The sequence below is a fragment of the Roseobacter sp. GAI101 genome, from assembly GCF_000156335.1.
Lineage (GTDB): Bacteria > Pseudomonadota > Alphaproteobacteria > Rhodobacterales > Rhodobacteraceae > Sulfitobacter.
Genome location: NZ_DS999215.1, coordinates 20,408 through 38,623 on the forward strand (window position 1 = coordinate 20,408; position 18,216 = coordinate 38,623).

Annotated in this window: 17 protein-coding genes and 1 pseudogene; 9 read left to right on the forward strand and 9 right to left on the reverse strand. The window is 58.8% G+C overall.

All coding sequences use genetic code 11. The annotated features are described in order from the left end of the window. Positions 1-212 precede the first annotated feature (212 nt). Positions 213-1,612, forward strand: a pseudogene (locus RGAI101_RS19400) (AAA family ATPase). Next, positions 1,599-2,693, forward strand: coding sequence for a ParB/RepB/Spo0J family partition protein (locus RGAI101_RS19405; RefSeq protein ID WP_037230309.1), 1,095 nt, complete (start codon positions 1,599-1,601; stop codon positions 2,691-2,693). Before RGAI101_RS19400 ends, RGAI101_RS19405 begins: the two are co-directional and overlap by 14 nt. Here the strand turns inward: RGAI101_RS19405 and RGAI101_RS19410 are convergent. Genes RGAI101_RS19410 through RGAI101_RS19435 form a run of 6 tightly spaced genes read right to left on the reverse strand, consistent with a single transcriptional unit; the run spans position 2,690 to position 9,820 of the window. Further along, on the reverse strand, positions 2,690-4,057 hold the full coding sequence (locus RGAI101_RS19410; protein WP_008230000.1) for an FAD-dependent oxidoreductase: 1,368 nt from the start codon (positions 4,055-4,057) through the stop codon (positions 2,690-2,692). The genes RGAI101_RS19405 and RGAI101_RS19410 overlap by 4 nt on opposite strands. Next, entirely contained in the window at positions 4,044-4,904 is an 861-nt protein-coding gene (locus tag RGAI101_RS19415) for an isocitrate lyase/PEP mutase family protein (protein ID WP_008230051.1), read from the reverse strand. Before RGAI101_RS19415 ends, RGAI101_RS19410 begins: the two co-directional genes overlap by 14 nt. Further along, positions 4,901-5,503 carry a cysteine hydrolase family protein gene (locus RGAI101_RS19420; RefSeq protein ID WP_008230024.1) on the reverse strand — a complete coding sequence of 201 codons (603 nt, stop codon included), beginning with the start codon at positions 5,501-5,503 and terminating at the stop codon, positions 4,901-4,903. The genes RGAI101_RS19415 and RGAI101_RS19420 overlap by 4 nt, the downstream gene beginning before the upstream one ends. Next, positions 5,500-7,566 carry a hydantoinase/oxoprolinase family protein gene (locus RGAI101_RS19425; RefSeq protein WP_008230002.1) on the reverse strand — a complete coding sequence of 689 codons (2,067 nt, stop codon included), beginning with the start codon at positions 7,564-7,566 and terminating at the stop codon, positions 5,500-5,502. Before RGAI101_RS19425 ends, RGAI101_RS19420 begins: the two co-directional genes overlap by 4 nt. Next, entirely contained in the window at positions 7,563-9,257 is a 1,695-nt protein-coding gene (locus RGAI101_RS19430) for a hydantoinase B/oxoprolinase family protein (RefSeq protein ID WP_008229902.1), read from the reverse strand. Before RGAI101_RS19430 ends, RGAI101_RS19425 begins: the two co-directional genes overlap by 4 nt. Further along, a complete protein-coding gene (locus RGAI101_RS19435) occupies positions 9,254-9,820 on the reverse strand; it encodes a tautomerase family protein (RefSeq protein WP_037230311.1) in 567 nt (188 codons plus the stop codon). Before RGAI101_RS19435 ends, RGAI101_RS19430 begins: the two co-directional genes overlap by 4 nt. A 141-nt stretch (positions 9,821-9,961) precedes the next feature. On the opposite strand from RGAI101_RS19435, the gene RGAI101_RS19440 reads away from it, so the two are divergent. From RGAI101_RS19440 to RGAI101_RS19465, 6 genes are all read left to right on the forward strand, one after another. Next, on the forward strand, positions 9,962-10,777 hold the full coding sequence (locus tag RGAI101_RS19440; protein ID WP_008230143.1) for a GntR family transcriptional regulator: 816 nt from the start codon (positions 9,962-9,964) through the stop codon (positions 10,775-10,777). Continuing rightward, a complete protein-coding gene (gene leuC / locus RGAI101_RS19445) occupies positions 10,774-12,171 on the forward strand; it encodes a 3-isopropylmalate dehydratase large subunit (protein ID WP_008230037.1) in 1,398 nt (465 codons plus the stop codon). The genes RGAI101_RS19440 and leuC overlap by 4 nt, the downstream gene beginning before the upstream one ends. Beyond that, positions 12,168-12,758, forward strand: a complete 591-nt coding sequence (gene leuD, locus RGAI101_RS19450) for a 3-isopropylmalate dehydratase small subunit (protein ID WP_008230079.1) — start codon at positions 12,168-12,170, stop codon at positions 12,756-12,758. The genes leuC and leuD overlap by 4 nt, the downstream gene beginning before the upstream one ends. Positions 12,759-12,841: 83 nt before the next feature. Further along, entirely contained in the window at positions 12,842-13,840 is a 999-nt protein-coding gene (dctP, locus tag RGAI101_RS19455; protein WP_008229922.1) for a TRAP transporter substrate-binding protein DctP, read from the forward strand. Between the two features lie 60 nt (positions 13,841-13,900). Beyond that, positions 13,901-14,407 (forward strand): TRAP transporter small permease, encoded by a 507-nt coding sequence (locus RGAI101_RS19460; RefSeq protein ID WP_008230075.1) that lies wholly within the window; start codon positions 13,901-13,903, stop codon positions 14,405-14,407. Then, positions 14,407-15,714, forward strand: coding sequence for a TRAP transporter large permease (locus RGAI101_RS19465; protein WP_008229987.1), 1,308 nt, complete (start codon positions 14,407-14,409; stop codon positions 15,712-15,714). Before RGAI101_RS19460 ends, RGAI101_RS19465 begins: the two co-directional genes overlap by 1 nt. 84 nt (positions 15,715-15,798) lie before the next feature. Here RGAI101_RS19465 and RGAI101_RS19470 read toward each other — a convergent pair whose 3' ends face one another. Genes RGAI101_RS19470 through RGAI101_RS19475 form a run of 3 tightly spaced genes read right to left on the reverse strand, consistent with a single transcriptional unit; the run spans position 15,799 to position 17,674 of the window. Beyond that, positions 15,799-16,683, reverse strand: a complete 885-nt coding sequence (locus RGAI101_RS19470) for a lysophospholipid acyltransferase family protein (protein WP_008229983.1) — start codon at positions 16,681-16,683, stop codon at positions 15,799-15,801. A 32-nt stretch (positions 16,684-16,715) separates the two neighbouring features. Continuing rightward, the gene (locus tag RGAI101_RS22645; RefSeq protein WP_368072205.1) at positions 16,716-16,988 is read right to left on the reverse strand and encodes a universal stress protein; all 273 of its coding nucleotides are present in this window, start codon (positions 16,986-16,988) and stop codon (positions 16,716-16,718) included. A 2-nt stretch (positions 16,989-16,990) separates the two neighbouring features. After that, on the reverse strand, positions 16,991-17,674 hold the full coding sequence (locus RGAI101_RS19475; protein ID WP_008229873.1) for an IS6 family transposase: 684 nt from the start codon (positions 17,672-17,674) through the stop codon (positions 16,991-16,993). Positions 17,675-17,842: 168 nt separating this feature from the next. On the opposite strand from RGAI101_RS19475, the gene RGAI101_RS19480 reads away from it, so the two are divergent. Continuing rightward, the gene (locus RGAI101_RS19480) at positions 17,843-18,127 is read left to right on the forward strand and encodes a hypothetical protein (protein WP_008229906.1); all 285 of its coding nucleotides are present in this window, start codon (positions 17,843-17,845) and stop codon (positions 18,125-18,127) included. The last annotated feature ends 89 nt before the right edge of the window (positions 18,128-18,216 follow it).

Below are 18,216 nucleotides of genomic sequence, written 5' to 3' on the forward strand. Positions count from 1 at the left end.
GGCCCCCAAAACCTTATAACCATTTGGTATCATTAATTATTAATGGGGTTAAATCTTATAAAGAGACTAAAGACTCTACACTTATATGCCGTGTGTTTTTCTTGGGAATAGTCAGGAATAAGGGATAAGGCACAATTCAGATTCACAAGGGCCTTATGATGTGCGATAGATTGCAGGATACGCATCCGTTTCGCATACATCCCCGAGGACTCATGTCATCAACTCCCAAAGCCCCAACGCCCTCCTATTTCAACATTGATCCCGAAGCTGCCGCTGCACGCCTGTCTGATCCTATCGACACCGCGCGATTCGCGAAAGCAGCGGCATTTGCCTCGAAGGGGCGCGATGATCTGGCGCGGCGCGGATACGCCCCCGACGGGAAGAAACGGCTGCGCAAGTTTTCGACATGGGAAGTCTGCCGTTATCTTCTGGATGTGGCCCCCGCCCATCTGCGGCGCGTTCTCAAGGGGCACCCCGACTTGCCGCAAGGTAGTGGCGAAGCGGGGTCCAAGTGGTTCACCTTAGAAGAAGTGCTGCAATTGCGGGAACATTTCGCAACCGAAGGGGCGTCGAACAAACAGTATAAATCATGGCGCCCCGAAGGCTTGCCAGCCAAGATCATCTCGGTCGCGAATTTCAAAGGGGGTGTGGGGAAAACATCCACTTGCGCCCATCTGGCGATGTCTGCAGCACTTGATGGATACCGCGTTCTTGTGATCGATCTGGATAGCCAGGGCTCGCTGACCTCGATCATGGGAGGCGCGGTGGCGGATGAATGGTCGACTGCCTTCCCCATGCTGGCCAAGGACTTTGCTCGCCATCTTCAGGGTGAAAATGCAGTCCGCAAGGCCCGTGGTGCACCCGAGCTGCCCCTGGACGAAACGCTGACGGAAAGCTTGGGGGTTTCGCCGCGAAACCTTATCCAAGCAACCCACTGGCCCAATATCGATCTGATCGGGGCGCAATTAAATCTGTACTGGGCTGAATTTCAGGTCCCTGTCTGGCGCATGCAGGTAAGGTCCTGGCCGCTTTGGGATGCGTTGACCAATGCGCTATCGTCCGAAGGTATCCTGGATGATTATGACCTGATCTTCATCGATACGCCCCCTGCCCTTGGCTATCTGACCATCAACGCTTTGGCCGCTGCCGACATCCTGCTGGTGCCACTTGGCGCATCCTTTCTTGAATTCGATTCGACGGGCAGGTTCTTTGATATGCTCTATTCGACATTCGCGAGCATCGAAGAAGGTGAAAACCGGATACGGCGGCAGGACGGTTTGCCCGAGATGAAATTTGAATGGGATGCCGTGCGCGCCTGATCACCCGTTTCGATGCGGGTCAACAGACTGATCTGGCCAACGTCATTCAGGCGTATTTTGGCGACTTCATGACCACCTACCGGCAGGAAGTCACAGCCATGGTCGGTCAAGCTGGCGAACAGGTGAATGGTATCTACGAGGCGGATTACCGGGAATTCAACCGCGACACCTATGTCCGCGGCCGCGAGACGTTTGATCGCACGTGGGCCGAGGTGAAAGAGGTCGTCTTGGGCACATGGTGGCGTGACCTGCAAATGCTGAAACAAGAGGAGAGTGGAAATGGCGAAGCGTAGAAAGCTCGAAGCCCCTTCAGCTGCCGACATGAACAAGTACGAAGAGGAGTTTCGCCGCGAAACCCCTGCCCGTTCAGCCGCGGCCCCGATTGCGCAAGTCGCTGCCGATACCGCTGAGGCCTACGAAAGCGGCACCACAGCCGAGCGCACCGCCCGCGCCCGCGACAGTGCGGAAGCGCAGAAGTTCCGGGAGGCTGACGCAGCCGGTCTGCTGATCTTTGAGCTGCCAATCGACACAATCGAACCCCTGTCCATGCAGCGCGACCGGACCGTCATCGACAAGGACGCGATGGAAGAACTTGAGTTTTCGATCAACGCGAACGGCCTGCGCATGCCGATTGAGGTGTATCAGCTGAAAGGTTCCGCTGCGGGCAAGCAATACGGCTTGCTCTCCGGCTACCGTCGCCTGATCGCGCAACAAAATCTTTATGCGCGGTCTGGCAACGACAAATTCAAGACCATCAAGGCTGTTTTGCGGGACCCCGACCAAATGGGCGGTGCCTTTGTCGCCATGGTCGAAGAGAATGAAATCCGCCAGGACCTAAGCCATTATGAGCGGGGTCGCATCGCTGCCATTGCGGCGCAACAAGGCGCATTTGCCAGCACCGAAGACGCCGTTGCCCAGATGTTCGCCGCGGCATCCAAAGCCAAGCGCAGCAAGATCCGGTCCTTTGCGATGATCTTTGAAGAGCTGGGAGACATGCTCGAATTTCCTGAAGGTATGCGGGAAAAGGACGGATTGCGTCTGGCTGGTGCGCTGCGCAGCGGTGCCGAAGCGCGTCTGCGCGAGGTGCTGGAAACGGGGCAGGGGACCGATGCCAAGGCTGAATGGGCGCTCATAGAGGGCGTACTGGCCGAGCACGCTGACAAGCCTCAAGACCGCAGCAGGGGCGGGCGGCCGAAGGCCCCGCGCGACGATCAATGGGCCGACAACGATACCCTAAACACCACAACCGGCGTGACAATGCGACGTGAAGCCGACAGCGACGGCTTCCTTATCCGGTTTACCGGCAAGGGTCTTTCGGCGCAGATGATCGAGGCGATCATGATCGACATTCGCGATAAGCTGGAAAAGCCCTAGCCGCGCCCTGCGATGTAGCCCAAAGCGACCGCAGCAAGCAGACCGTTGCCGGACAGATACCCGCTGTCGCCGGACCCCGAGACGCCACAGGCAGCCCCGCCAGCGGCATAAAGATTGTCAAAGGTACCTTGGGGGATCCGCCGCACTTTCGCAGTCAAAGGGTCCACTTCAAGGCCCCCTTGGGTGTGAAACAACGCGCCGGTTACCTTTACGGCGCAGAACGGTTCGGACAGATGTGGAGTGGTCCACTTACGGCCAAATTCGTCGACCTCACCCAAGGGGAGGTCTGCAATTGTCTGCGATAGTTCATGGCTTGGCAGCCCTGCCTTTACGGCGAGGTCCTCCAGCGTTTCCGCTGTCATCACGGCACCCTGCTTTTCGGCCTGTTTGAAATCCTCGAACTGGCGCGCAATGCCTGCGATCCGGTGATCGAAAACAACCCACGCGACGCCACCGGGCTGTGCCAATACGGCGCGTGCGGCTTCGGAATACCCTTGGGATTCATTCCAGAACCGATGGCCCTGTGCGTTCACCTGAACGCCGCCTTCGGTGATCGTTGCCCAAGTGATCAGAATGCCATGGGGGTGGGCGACATTGCCGTGCCCTTGGTATGCGCCCAGATGGCGCGTCTTTGCGTCCAGTGCCTCCCCCCAGCTGATCGCCTCGCCCCGGTTTCCGTCATGGCCAAACCAAACGGCGTTATCGATTTCTGCCATGTGTTCGGACACCATCGTGCGATTGCCGCCAAAACCATTGCAGGCCAGTATCAGGCGGCCACAGCCGATAGTTTCGGTACTGCCATCGGGAAGAGTCAATTGCGCCCCGAAAACGCTGTTTTCCCTTGAATAGAGCCTACTTGCCCGCCGGTTGCAGATCAGCGGAATGTCCAAGGCTTCAACCCGCGCACGCAAGGCGTCGATCAATTCCTGACCTGCGCGTGTGGGCAAACCATGCATCCGTCTTCGGCGATGACCCGGATAGTCAAAATCGGTAACCAACGAGAAGGGCAGGCCGTGGGTGTCGGCCAACCACTCGATCACGGGACCGGCTGTGTTGGCCATCGACATCACCAGATCGGGATCGTTTTCGTCATGGGCCTTTGCCTGGATATCCGCCGCGAAACGGGCGGCACTGTCGTCGATGCCAGCGTCCGTCTGAAACCGTGTCCCTGCTGCAGGAACAAGTCCGGCGCTTAACGCCGTTGATCCGCTGGGCACGGGGTCTGCTTCGACCAAAAGCACATCCTGACCGGCCTCATGAGCGGCAAGAGCCGCGACCATCCCGCAGGCACCGGCCCCGATGATCAGGGTTTCGACTTCTAAGTCAAATTCCTCGGGCGGTTGCGCGATATCAGGATTTGCCATCAAAGCGCTTTCCCAGATCAAGCATTTCCGGAGTGCCAATGGCAGCATTCAGACCATCAAAATCGTGCATTCGGTCTGAAAACGGCTTGTTAGAGCCTGCATTTCGCAAACTTGTGTAATAGTCCTGTGCGGTTTTGGCCAATGCACGGACAATTCCGCCAGGAAAGATCACGATGTCGAAACCCATATCTTGCAGCGTGTTCGCAGAGGAAATCGGCGTCGCACCACCTTCGACCATATTGGCCAGTAAGGGAACGCGCCCTTTGAACGTGTCAGCGATCCTGGACAGCTCACCACTGTCACGAGGGGCCTCGACAAACAGCACATCAGCCCCCGCTTCGATATAGCGACCAGCACGGTCAATGGCGGCATCAAACCCTTCGACGGCAATCGCATCTGTGCGGGCAATGATCAGCGTATCATGCCGTCTTGCATCAGCCATCGCAGCAATCTTGCCTGCCATTTCATCGCTTGAAATCAATGACTTATCCGATAGATGCCCGCATTTCTTGGGATATGTCTGGTCTTCGACCTGCAAAGCCGCAGCACCGGCACGCTCATAGCTTTGCATGGTCCTGCGCGCGTTCAGCGCATTGCCGAAACCTGTATCGGCGTCCATGATAACGGGCAGGTCGGTGCGGTCCGCGATCAGCGCCATGGTATCGGCCATCTCGGAGGCCGTGCTAAGCCCGATATCCGGCCTTCCAAGCCGCGTGTAAGCGACGGCGGCACCGGACAGGTAAAGCACCTCGAAACCGGCAGCACCGGCAAGCGCCGCTGTCAGGCCATCATAGACGCCGGGGGCGATCAGAATGTCTGGTTGGGTAAGGCGGGTGCGCAGGCTCATGACGCCCCTCCCAGCAAGGCCGTTGCCGCCGAGCATGTCATGATTTCAGTCACTGATCCTAGGGATTTCAGCGTTGCATCATGCACATCATCCTTGAAGGCGGCGCAGCCATCAGACAGCAAGATGGTGTGAATGTCGCGTAGATGCGCGTCGCGGACCGTGCTTGCGACACCGCCATTCGTCACGATTCCGCCAATGATCAGGGTGTCGATCTTCATGGCGCGCAAAATATACTCCAACCGGGTTTGGTAGAACGCGGAATAAGCGACCTTTTCGACCGTAAAGTCGGCCGGTGCCAGTGTGTCCGTCAACGCGTGCCCAAAGCTACCCGGCGCGAAATCGCCCTTGGTCAGGAAAGGCCGCAGTTTTTTCAGATGTTCCGCAACCAGCGGTTCATCGTCGCGCCCCGGTACAAGGGTGAACTGCGCCGAAATGTAAGTCCCTCCAGCGCGTATTAGAGCCTGTTTCAAAGGTGCAATCCGGTCCGGCAAGGCAAGGATACTATCAGCACCCTGGCCCGCACGCCCGTAAGCACCTTCGGGGTGCAAAAAGTCGTTTTGCAGGTCGATTGTCAGTAATGCGGTCGAAGATGGGGTCATGTCGTGGCCCTTTCGATCAGAGTGTTGCCATAGGCGTCGACTTTGCCGACAAGGCCCGGTTCGATCAAGACGGTGGTGTCTGGTTGTTCAAGGATCGCAGGGCCGGGGATTTCGGCACCAACGGGCAGTTCCAAGCGGTGATAGAGCTTGGTTTCATGCCACGCGCCTGCGAAGTGCACCTCGCGGGTACCTTTGAACGCGGCTTCGACGCTTCCGCCTTGCGGTGCGAGGGTCGCCAGATCAAAGCGTGGACGCCGTCCGGTGATTGCAGTGCGCAGGTTGATGACGCGCCGCGTGCCGTTTTCCAGCAGGCGCCCGTAGGTGGCGCGATACGCGCTGTCGAACGCCGTTGTGATATCATCTTCGGTTGGCGGCGTGACCTTGCCGTCTGTCACCGTCACCGGCAGCGGTACAGAAACCGTATGCGTCTGGCCGAGATAGGCCATGTCGAGCGTAAATTCGGTATCACGCCCGTCAAAATGGGTGCGCGCGGCATCAAGTGTGGCAAGTCCGCTGTCGACATGGGTTTGCATGAATTTCGTCAGCGCTGTAAGGTCGATGCCGGTAAGTGCTGCGTTGATCGTCTGCACGAAATCCTGCCGCATGTCCGCAATCACGCATCCCATCGCAGAGGTCACACCAGGATAGCGTGGAACAATGGAACGGGCCAGGCCGACTTCGTCCATCATGGCACCGGAATGCAATGCACCGCCTCCGCCGAAAGGCATGAAGGCGAACCGTTTAGGGTCGAAACCCCGTTCAATAGAGACTAATCGAAGAGCGCCAGCCATGCGGCTGTTGGCAACGCGCAAGATCGCCTCGGCTGCCTGTAGAGCATCCAGGTTCAAGGGCTTGCCGACATGTTCGAGAATGGCGGCCTTGGCAGCGTCAACATCCAGACGGTCAAGTTTGCCGCCGATGGGGTTGTCGGGGTCAATACGGCCCAGGACCACATTCGCATCTGTCACAGTCGGTCGTGTATTGCCCTGGCCATAGGCGACGGGGCCGGGGGTTGATCCGGCGCTTTCGGGGCCGATGTTCAGCAACCCGCCCTTGTCGACCCATGCGATGGACCCGCCGCCGGCACCGATTGTGGTGATTTCGATCATGGGGGACCGGACCACCATCCCGAAATCGATCGAAGTTTGCGGTGACAGCATCGATTGCCCCTTGGCAATCAGGCTGACGTCAAAAGAGGTGCCGCCCATGTCGCCGGTGATCACATCGGGATATCCTGCGGCCTGAGCGATGTATCCTGCCGCGATCACGCCGGCTGCGGGGCCGGACAGGGCTGTCCGGACAGGCAGTTTTGCTGCCGTATCCACATCCATGACCCCGCCGTTGGATTGCACGATCATGAACTCTCCGGCAAAGCCGCCCTCTTTCAAAGCAGTCTCTAACCGGGCGAGATAACCGGAAACTTCGGGTTGCAGATATGCATTGAGCGCCGTGGTGGAAAAGCGTTCGAATTCGCGGATTTCCGGCAGGATTTCGGACGAGGCGGAAACATGGGCATTTGGCCAGATTTCCCGCACCGCTTCGACTGCAAGGCGTTCATTTTCAGCATTGGCGTAAGAATTCGCAAAGAGAATCGCGACGGCTAGGCAGTCGCGTTCGATAAGCGTTTGGGCCGCGGCGCGCACGGCATCCAGATCCACAGGTGTGCGAATGGTCCCATCGGCCAACGTGCGCTCGGGCACTTCAAGCCGGAGGGCGCGGTCCACAACCGGGGCGAAATTACCGCGCAAACCCCATGTCCGGGGCCGGTCGCGACGGCGCATTTCCAGCACATCGCGCAGGCCCATCGTCGTAATCACGCCGATTTTGGCCCCTTTACGTTCAAGCAGCGCGTTGGTGCCAGCGGTGGTGCCGTGAACAACCACGGACACTGTCGACAGATCATCAACCCGCGCGCTGATACCTGACAGGAACCCTCCTGACTGGTCCGGGCGCGACGTGGGCACTTTGGCGACTTGCGCCGTGCCTGTCGCCTCGTCCAAGACGAAAATATCAGTGAAAGTACCGCCGACGTCGACGCCAATCATCCGGTTTGAACTGGTCATTGCTTCACCTCTTTCCAAGCATCGCCGTATGTTAGGGTCGCATAATCCGGCGTCAGCAGGCCGCCAGCAACGTCGCGGGCAACATCAGACGCAGCGCGGTCCGCCGCGGCCCCGTACCCGCCGCCGCCGGGGGTGTCCAACCGCACGGATTGACCGCGCTTGAGCTTGATCCCGACCATCTTCGAGGCCATCGGCGGGTTCTGCCAGCCATCATCCTGTTCATAGGCAAAGACGTTCATCGCCGCATCGCCACCGCCCGCAGCACCCTTGGGCGCAAAGCGACCGCGTTCACCGAACAGGAATGCGGTCGCAGCTTCCTCAAGGACTTCAATCTCGTAGGTCGCTCCCATGCCTCCGCGGTGCATGCCCGCACCGGCGCTGTCAGGACGCAGGGCCCATTGCTTGAACATCACGGGATACGCGGCCTCTAGAATCTCCATCGGGGGGATGGTGGCGGTTGAAATGGGGGCGTTGCCGTGGTTCAGCCCGTCTGTTTCAATCGATCCGCCATGACCGCCGCCATAAAAGCTGAACATCACCCAAGGTTGCCCGTTCGCACGCTTGCCAGAAATCGACAGCGCGTTAATCGTGCCATAGGCGTTGGCAACGACGCGGTCGGGCGCTGCCTGGGAGGCTGCCGCAAAGATCACGTCGATCATGCGCAATATAGTCTCTGTATAACCGCCAACGGGGGCGGGGAAGGGGGCAGACAGCAGCGACCCCTCGGGGATTTTCACATCAATCGGACGCATGACACCCGCGTTTGCGGGCAAGCTGGGAAAGATGTGTTTGATCGCCACATATGCCGTCGCTACAGCCGTGGGCAGCGCGATATTGACGGGACCAGCGCAGCGGTCGGCCGTGCCTGCAAAGTCCAGCGTCATGGTGTCGCCCTTGATCTCGAGCGCGACTTTGATCTTCAGCGGCTCATCGGTGATCCCGTCGTTATCCAGGAAATCCTCGGCCTCCCAACGGCCATCGGGCAGGTCAGTCAGTTCTGACCGCATCAGAACTTCTGCCCGGTTGCCAAGCGCATCCAATGCGGCGCGCACGGTGTCGGCACCATATTCCGCCAGCAGTTCGTCCAGACGCTTTACCCCAAGGTCCAGGGCTCCCAACTGTCCGTTCAAATCGCCCTGTGCCGATTGCGGCAGGCGCGTGTTGCGCATCAGGATGTCGATGATGTCGGTCTGGATGGCCCCTGCCTTGGCCAGGCGGACGGGTGGCAGCACGAACGCCTCTTGAAAGGCATCTGTCGCAGCGGGGTTGTAGTTGCCGGGCACGGCACCGCCCACATCGTGCCAATGTCCGACGGACGCGAGGTAGCAAAACAGCTTCCCGTCGTGGAAATAGGGTCTGACAAGGCGCATGTCGCTTAGGTGGGTGCCGCCAAGATGGGCGTCGTTGAAGATATAGATATCGCCATCTTCCAGATCACCGTTTTCAGCGGCCTTATCGATGACGGCTTTCACGGCAAAGGACATCACACCGACAAAGATCGGCAAGCCTGATTTCCCCTGCACCAGCGTATCGCCCGACACCGCATGGTACAAACCATGCGAGGCATCATGCGCCTCGGCGATGATGGGGTTGAAGGCGGCGCGAAACAGGGTTGCGTCCATTTCGTCTGCGATTTGTTCCATCCGTCCGGCCAAAACGGCCAGCGTGATCGGGTCAATTGTATCGGTCATTGTTTAGCCTTTGTTTCAGCGATGTCATTCCAGACGTCTTGGCGGGTCAGGTGGCCATCGGTGACCTCGAACCTGTCGATAAAGCGGATTCCGTCAAACGGGGTGCCATCAGGCCATTCGCCCGACAACGTCCCGCGACAGTAGACGACGGTCGCGTCACCCGGTGTTTGTAGCGCCTCGAACCCCTCATAGGTCTTGGTGACGTAAGTATAGCGGTGCTTGGCCCAGTCGATCAGTTGCTGCAACTGCGTCATGGGGCCTGCGCCCGGAAAGGTCATGGTAAAGCCGGCCCCCAGCATATCGCCGGCCTTGTCGATCTCGCGTGCTTCCATCGCGGTCAGATAATCGCGGACCACCGTTACAGGGTCAGGCAGCGCAGGGGCGGGTGTGCGGTGCATGCCGCCGCGCATGTAGCCAGCAGGGGCAAGATCGTGGATCATCACCGTCACGGCTTCGGGCGGGGCGGGGACCACGATGCGCACGGCGTGGGTCAGGGCCTCGCAGAGGCGGGATTTATCGGCGTCACTATACCCTTGCATCACATGAAGTTCGATGACTGGCATGGGGGCTCCTTTTTATAATCTGTATTTTTTGTAATACAGATTAATTCATATGCATAGGTCAAATATTTTGTCTTTTAGAAGATAGATTTCTTGCGTTTGAAAAATCTGCCGCTAGGGTTGGAGTGAATTGAAGGGGCAGAAATGACGCTTGGAACCACATCTTCGAAGGGCAGGGGGCTTCCTGAAGGGGGCAAGGCGCGGCGCGTCTATCTGCACCTGCATGAAGAGATCATGCGCGGTGTTTTCGCCCCCGGTGCGGTGTTGCCGGGCGAGCAAAAGCTGGCCGTAACACTGGATGTATCAAGGGTCACCGTGCGGCGCGCGTTGGATGCGCTTGAGGGCGACGGTCTGATTGACCGGCGCGCCGGGTCCGGCACAACCGTTTGTGCGCCCAGGCCGCATCCATCGATGGCGGCTGATTTCAGCACCTTGATGCCGCAACTGGTCGAGATGGGCGAAAATACCACCGCACGTCTGTTGTCGTTCAGCTATGGCGCGGCACCGGGGGGCGTGGCCAGTGCCTTGGGTCTGGCACCGCAAGATCGTGTTCAGGCGGCTGTGCGCTTGCGCTTGGTAGAGGGCGAACCGTTTTCCCACCTGACCACATGGGTGCCCGAAGAAATCGCGCAAAACTATACCGAGGCCGAGTTGGCCACGACACCGCTGTTTCGCCTGCTCGAGCGGTCGGGCGTCAAGGTCGATGCCGCACAGCAGACCGTCAGCGCCACCCTTGCGTCCCCCGATGTCGCCGAGGTGTTGGGCCTGAGCATTGGTGCACCGTTGCTGTCATTGGACCGCGTCGTGCGCGATGCAAAGGGGCGCGGCGTTGAATACCTGTCTGCCCTCTACCGCCCTGATATGTTCCGCCTTGAAATGTCGTTGAACCATGTCGGCGCAGGCGAGGGGCGGCATTGGGAGCCGGTGATCAACCCTGCACGCAAGAGGGCCGCCGAATGACCGCGCCGCAGACATTATTCGCCAAGCTTTGGGCCGCGCATGAGATCATGCAGCGGGAGGATGGCACGTCGTTGCTGTGGGTTGACCGGCATCTGGTCCATGAAGGATCGCACCACGCTTTTGCCAAGCTCGACAGTCGCGGCATGAAGGTGGCGGCCCCTGACCTGACTTTCGGCGTCGTGGACCACTATGCGCCGACGCGTGCGGGCAATGTTGCCCCCGATATCCGGCGCATGATCGACACGCTGGGGCGGAACGCCAAGGCGCATGACATCCGTCTGTTCGATCTGCGCGACCCAGGGCAGGGGATCGTCCATGTGATCGGGCCAGAACAGGGGCTGACCTTGCCCGGTTTGCTGATCAATTGCGGCGATAGCCATACCTCGACCCATGGTGCGTTCGGTGCCCTTGCCTTTGGTGTCGGTGCGACCGAGGTGGCGCATATTCTGGCGACGCAGGCGATCTGGCAGAAGCGCCCGCAGACCATGCGGATCACCGTGAACGGAAGCCTGGCAGCAGGCGTGTCAGCCAAAGACCTTGCCTTGCACTGGATTGCCCGACTGGGGGCAGATGGCGCACGGGGCCACGCGATTGAATATGCCGGACAGGCGATTGAAGCGCTGAGCATGGAAGGCCGGTTGACGCTGTGCAACCTGAGTATCGAAGGCGGTGCGCGGTTGGGGTTGGTTGCGCCGGATCAGGTGACATTCGACTATCTCGCGGGCAGGAATTTTGCGCCCAAGGGGGCAGATTGGGATCGGGCGGTTGCCGATTGGCAGAACCTCAAGACAGATGAAAACGCCAGTTTCGACCGCGAGGTTACAATCGACGCGGCTGACATCGCGCCCACGGTAACATGGGGCACGTCGCCAGAGGATGCATTGCCGATCACCGGACATGTACCGGACCCCGCAAAGATGTCTGGTGCCAAACAGGAACAGGCCCGCGCGGCATTGGACTATATGGCGCTGGATGCGGGCATGCCATTGCAAGGTGTTGCGGTTGATCAGGTTTTCATCGGGTCCTGCACGAACGGACGTATCGAGGATTTGCGACTGGCCGCAAAGGTCTTGGCAGGCCGCAAGGCCAAGGTGCCGGGGCTGGTGTCGCCCGGATCGGCGTTGGTCAAGAAACAAGCCGAAGCCGAAGGGCTGGCACAGATCTTTACCGACGCGGGTCTAGAATGGGCTGATTCTGGCTGTTCGATGTGCGTTGGCATGAACGGTGACCGGGTAGAGGCGGGCAAACGCTGTGCATCGTCCACAAACCGCAATTTCAAGGGCCGCCAGGGGCGCGGCGCACGCACCCATCTGATGAGCCCCGCAATGGTGGCTGCGGCGGCCGTTTCCGGCCATCTTGCCGATGTGCGCCCCCTGTTGGAGGGACGATCATGAGCGGTTGGACCAGAATAGACGGGCGTGCGGTGGCGTTACCGCAGGCGAATGTGGACACGGATCAACTGATCCCCGCGCGCTTTATGTCGGCCCCGCGCAGCGATGGCTATGGGCCGTTTTTGCTGCATGATGTGCGACAGGATCAGCCCGACCATGTGTTGAACCGCTACAGCAGCGCCGATGTTCTGATCACGCGCCGCAATTTCGGCAGCGGATCCAGTCGCGAGGCTGCGGTCTATGCGCTGGTCGATTTCGGGATCAAGGCAGTGTTCGCCCCCAGCTTTGGCGATATCTTTGCCAGCAATGCCGTCAACAACGGCCTGCTGCCCGCCCGCCTGAACGAAGACCAGATCGAAGCGCTGATTGACGGCATCGGCCAAGGCGATGTCGCGGCGACGGTCGATCTGTCCACGGGGACGGCAGCGATCGGCGGGGTCGACCTGTCCTTTGATCTGGATCCGGTCTGGCAGCAAAAGCTGGTGAACGGATGGGACGATATTGATCTGACGGCCCAGCATAACGACGAGATCAACAAGTTTCGCGCGGCACGGTGTGCGGCGCATCCGTGGGCTTTGCCCGCATCGTAAGACGCTTTCGCGCCCAGCTAGGGCCCGAAAGCAAAAACCAAAAGGGGTGCACAAAGCGCCCCATCAACCGGGAGTACGACAAAATGAAATATACACTATTTGCAGGTATCCTTGCCAGCACAGCGCTGACATCCGCGGCCTTTGCCCAAGACACGATTACAGCCGTTCACGCGTTCCCTGAATCGCTGATCTATACCAAGTCGTTTCTTGAATTCGTCGACAAGGTAAACGCCGCTGGCGAAGGCGTGGTCCAGATCGAAGTACGCGGCGGTCCGGAAGCCATCGGCATGTTCCAGCAGCCTGATGCTGTGCGGTCGGGCGTGGTTGACATGGTCTATACGCCGGGCAGCTTTTACGCAGGTGCCCTGCCGGAAAAAGATGCGTTGGTCACATCCAACATGACCGGAGCCGAGGTTCGCGCCAACGGCGGGATCGAGCTGATCGACCAGATTCACCAAGAGAAAATGGGCGTCAAGTATCTGGGCTGGTTTGACTCCGGTGTCTGCTATAACCTGTGGACCCGTGACGAACCGACGCTGGATGCTGACGGAAATCTGGATGTGTCGGGCCTGAAACTGCGCGGCAACGCGGTCTATAACGCGTTCTTCACCGACTATCTCGGCGCGCAGGTCATCGACTTGCCAACAACCGAAGTCTACTCCGCGCTTGAGCGTGGCATCGTGGACGCGACAGGTTGGACGCAGATCGGCTTGATCGATCTGAAATGGAACGAGTTCCTGAACTACCGGATCGAACCATGCTTTTTCTCGACCGATCTTGGCACAATCGTGAACCTGGAAAAGTGGAATTCCCTGTCTGAAGAATCCCGCAAGATCCTGCAGGATGTCGCCATTGCCCATGAAGCGGAAAGCGCCGCCAAGCTGGGTGCCGTACGCGACGAAGACTTTGCCAAGCTGGAAGAGGCGGGCATGAAAGTCATCACCCTCGAAGGTGATGCAGCTGACGCCTATCTGGCCGCCGCGACACAAAGCACCTGGGACCGCATGAAAGGCCTGATGGCCGAAAGCCCCCAGGGTGACGGCAACTACGACAAGCTGATCGAACTTTTCTACAAGAAGTAAAACCCAACGCGGCGTGCCGGATTTTCGGCGCGCCGTATTTTTTTGAACGAGAGGCAGCATATGGAAACGGTCGGCAAGTTATATCGGGGGTTCCTGTATGCCATGGCTGGAATTGCGGGCGTCATGCTGGTCTGGCTGATGATTTCCGTCATCACGTCGGTGGTGATGCGCAACAGCGGATTACAGCCCTTTGCATGGCTGTTCACCTCGTCCGAATATGCGATCCTTTACATGACCATGCTGGGTGCACCGTGGCTGGTGCGCGAAAAGGGGCATGTTCATATCGAACTGGTGACGGCGGCATTGCCAACGCCCGTGCGCCGGGTCGTCAGCCGTCTGGTGGCGGCGCTTTGCGTGCTGGTGTCGCTGATCCTCGCGTGGAAAGGGGCGGAACTGTTCCTTGGCAATATCGCGCGCAACGATCTGGATGTGCGCGCCTATTACTTTCCGAAATGGATACTGACCATCGCCTTTCCGGTCAGCTTTGGTCTGATGGCAATTGAATTTTCCCGTTTTGTGTTCGGCGACGACCTGATGCACTCCGGCGAAGCAGGGATACACGAATAATGGAATGGTTTGAATCGCTCGCCCTGTTGCTGGGGTCGATCCTTGTTTTGATGGCGATCGGCATGCCTGTGGCGTTGGCCTTTCTGGCGGCTAATATCGTGGGCGCATGGTTTTTCATGGGCGGTGCCAAGGGTATCACCCTGCTGCTGAACAACGGCTTTGGCGGGCTGACGAATTTTGCGCTGGTCCCGATCCCTCTGTTCTTGCTTATGGGCGAGATTTTTTTTCACACCGGCCTTGGCGCACGGATGTTCAACGCGATTGACCGGCTGTTGGGCAAATTGCCGGGGCGCCTGTCCTATGTCACTGTCTTAGGCGGCACGGCGTTTTCGACATTGTCGGGGTCATCGATGGGCTCGACCGCGTTGCTCGGCAGCTTGATGGTCCCCGAGATGACAACGCGTGGCTACAAGAAGCACATGTCCATCGGTCCGATCCTTGGCACGGGTGGTCTGGCGATTATCATCCCGCCGTCGGCCTTGGCCGTACTGCTGGCGACTCTTGCGCGGATTGATGTGGGTGCGCTGCTGATCGCGGGGATCATCCCCGGCCTGATCCTCGCCAGTCTCTATATCGCGACGATCTATATCCAGACCAAGATCGACCCGTCCGCGGCACCGGCTTATGACGTCGAAACGCTCAGCTGGGGCCAGAAGATGGGGCTGCTGTTCGGGGACGTAATGCCCATGTTGTCGGTCATGGTGCTGATCGTGATCGGCATGGTCGGCGGTTTGATCACCCCGTCCGAAGCGGCGGCATTCGGTGCGCTTGGGGTCTTGATCTTGGCGGTCTTGTTCCGCTGTCTGACGTGGGAAGCGATGAAGAAATCCGTGATCGGTGCGATGCGCGTGACACTGATGGCTTATCTGATCGTGTTCGGGTCCGCGACGTTCAGCCAGTTGCTGGCATTCTCGGGGGCGTCATCGGGGTTGATCCGCTGGGCGACATCCTTTGATCTGGCACCGGTCGCGATGCTTTTGGTAATGTTCGGCGTGTTGCTGTTGCTGGGCATGTTCATGGAGCAAATCTCGATGATGCTGCTGACCGTGCCGATCTTCTTTCCCTTGGCGGCAAGCCTTGGGTTTGATCCGATCTGGTTCGGGTTGATCATCCTGCTGGCGCTGGAAATCAGCTTTACCACGCCGCCGTTCGGATTGCTATTATTCGTGATGAAGGGGGTCGCCCCCAAAGATACCACCATGCGCGAAATATACATGTCGGCCTTCCCGTATATGGGCTGTTCGATGCTGCTGGTGGCGCTGCTGATCCTGTTCCCGCAACTCGCGCTATGGCTGCCGGGCATGTAGGGCGACAAGCGGTTCAGGTCAAAAGCTGCCTGGATAAAGTTGCGATTCTGATGCCGGGTCCGAGGTACGCGGCCCGGCTTTGGATCACCCCAGAGTCAGCGTTTTTTCGCGCAGCCAGCGCATGAACCCCATCGGATCACCGGCCCAGGCATCCATTTCCTTTGCCGAAATTGGATCGCCGATGATCGGCCTTTGGATTTTGTCCAGCGCATGGCGCACTTCGTATAGCAGCAGGCCTTGGCGCAGTGTCGGCGACAGACGGCTTGCGATCTGATAGGCACGGCTGTTCTGACCGGTAAAGCGCAGCGGCACGACCGCCGCACCGGACCGTTGAATCATCTTCGCGGTAAAAGCGCTCCATTCTCTTTCAATCGCAGGCCCCATCATCCGGTCGGCAGAGGCGACTACGCCAGAAGGAAACAGGGCAATCACCCCACCATCCGCCAGATGCCGCATCGCAACGCGTCGCATCTCGATGTTTTTGCGCAAGGCGTCGGGATCGTGGGCGAAGGGCACCGGAATCATGAACGCGTCGATTTCTGTGATACCGGTCAACAGCGAACGGGTGAGGATCTTATAGTCGGTCCGGACACGGCCGATAAGTTCGCCCATGACCATACCGTCGACAAGGCCATGCGGATGGTTCGCCGTGATCACCAGTGGTCCGGTGCGTGGAATCTTTGCGATTTGTTCTTCGGGGGTCTGAACATCGATGCCCATGACGTCCAGGGCCTGCTGCCAGAACGGCTGGCCATGTGGCACGCCCATGGCCTCGAACCGTCTGATCCGGCGCAGCAATTCAGGCTTGGCAGTCAGAAACTCCATCACCTGAATGATTTTCTGCTGGACCGGGTCCGTAAACGTTGTCGCGTAAGACAAGCGTTGGGGCTCATAGGGCTTCTCGCTCAGCGACGTGCCATCGCCTTGACCGGGGGCAGAAATATTTGCGCCGGTCGATTGCTCTGCCAAGGAGGATGGCCTTCTGCTAGGTCGTTTCTGTGTCACAACTGGTGTCCCTTTAGGGGTCGAGGCCCGATTATTTGCCGGACGCATTTGGCCGAAGGATATATTACAGAGCACGCTGCCCGACGCGCAACCCGAGAGGCCATTGACCCCAGAGAATAATCGACAGCCCCCGGATGAAACGCACCCTGGATAATCAGACCAGCACCGAACTCACTTGCCACAGCGGGGATCCGCACGCCAGCTTTACCCGTCACGATGGTTCTGTCGCAAACTTTTATGACGATTGAGCACGGCCGTTCTCTGGACACACTTATCCTGCGAGCGCCTCGAACTGCTGGATGGCGGATAGTTCTTTCCCGGCGAGTTGACCTTTTCGGATCATGTGCGCGGTTTCGATCCCGGCAAGGGTCGCTTGCGCAGACGCAAAGGATTTGAAGCCCTTCATCTGCCGAGTGATCCGCTTGATGAACCAATGGTCCTGTTCGATAATGTTGTTCAGATATTTGACCTGTAGAACTTCAATAAGCCAGCACCAGCCGCTTAGCAGGAGCAGCAGGTTCATGTTTTCCACCCTCGCAGCATTGGCACCGCTCTTATCGATGACGACCCGATCCGGCCAGCCATTGTTGCGGATGGTGCGCGCGAAAAACCGGGTGGCTGCTGCTTCATCGCGTGTTTCCGACAACATGAAATCAAGCGTATTTCCGATCTTGTCGACCGCCCGATACAGGTAGCACCAGCGGCCCTTCACCTTGATATAGGTCTCATCCATCCGCCAGGAACGCGCGGGCTGCGCTTTTCGCTTCTGTGCCTCGGACGCGATCTGTTCAGCGTATTTCTCGACCCACCGGTTCAACGTAGCATGGTCGACCTCTACTCCACGCTCAGCCATGATCTCTTCAAGATCACGATACGACACCGCAAAACGGACATAGAACCAGACCGCATACAAGATCACATCTTTCGGAAACTGGCTTCCCTTGAAATCGACCATCACAACCTCCGCCGATCGTCATCCAGCCTCAAAGGTAAAGCGACCGCAAAAATCACTCAAGTCACGAAAACTTTGCGACAGAACCCGCGGCTTGCGCGTGAAGGGGGCGGGCCTGAAACTTGCCTGGATGAGGCGGGATGTTTCCTGACTATCGTTTGCTGTAGCCACATGGGCCGTGCCGACGATTGCTTTGAACTGCGTACCTTGCGTGCCTTTCGCGACGGCTGGCTTGCATCGCACCCCGAGGGCCACGGGAAGATTGCAGAATACTATCGCATCGCCCCAGCCCTCGCACGCGCGATCGAGAGCGACTACGCCCTGCTCGACCATCTCTATTGGGGAACAATTCTTCCGTGCGTGGCGGCGATCAGGCTAGGTGCGAACGGACTGGCGTTTCGTCTTTATGTCCGGATGGTGCGACGCCTGCGCAATGATTATCCGCAGGCGGTCTAACCCAGCAGTTCCCCGCCAGTCTTCGGCTTTTTCGGTGGTTGTGGAAAACGCGTTGTGGAGCCCCCCAAAAGAACGCCGGCCGGAGCGGC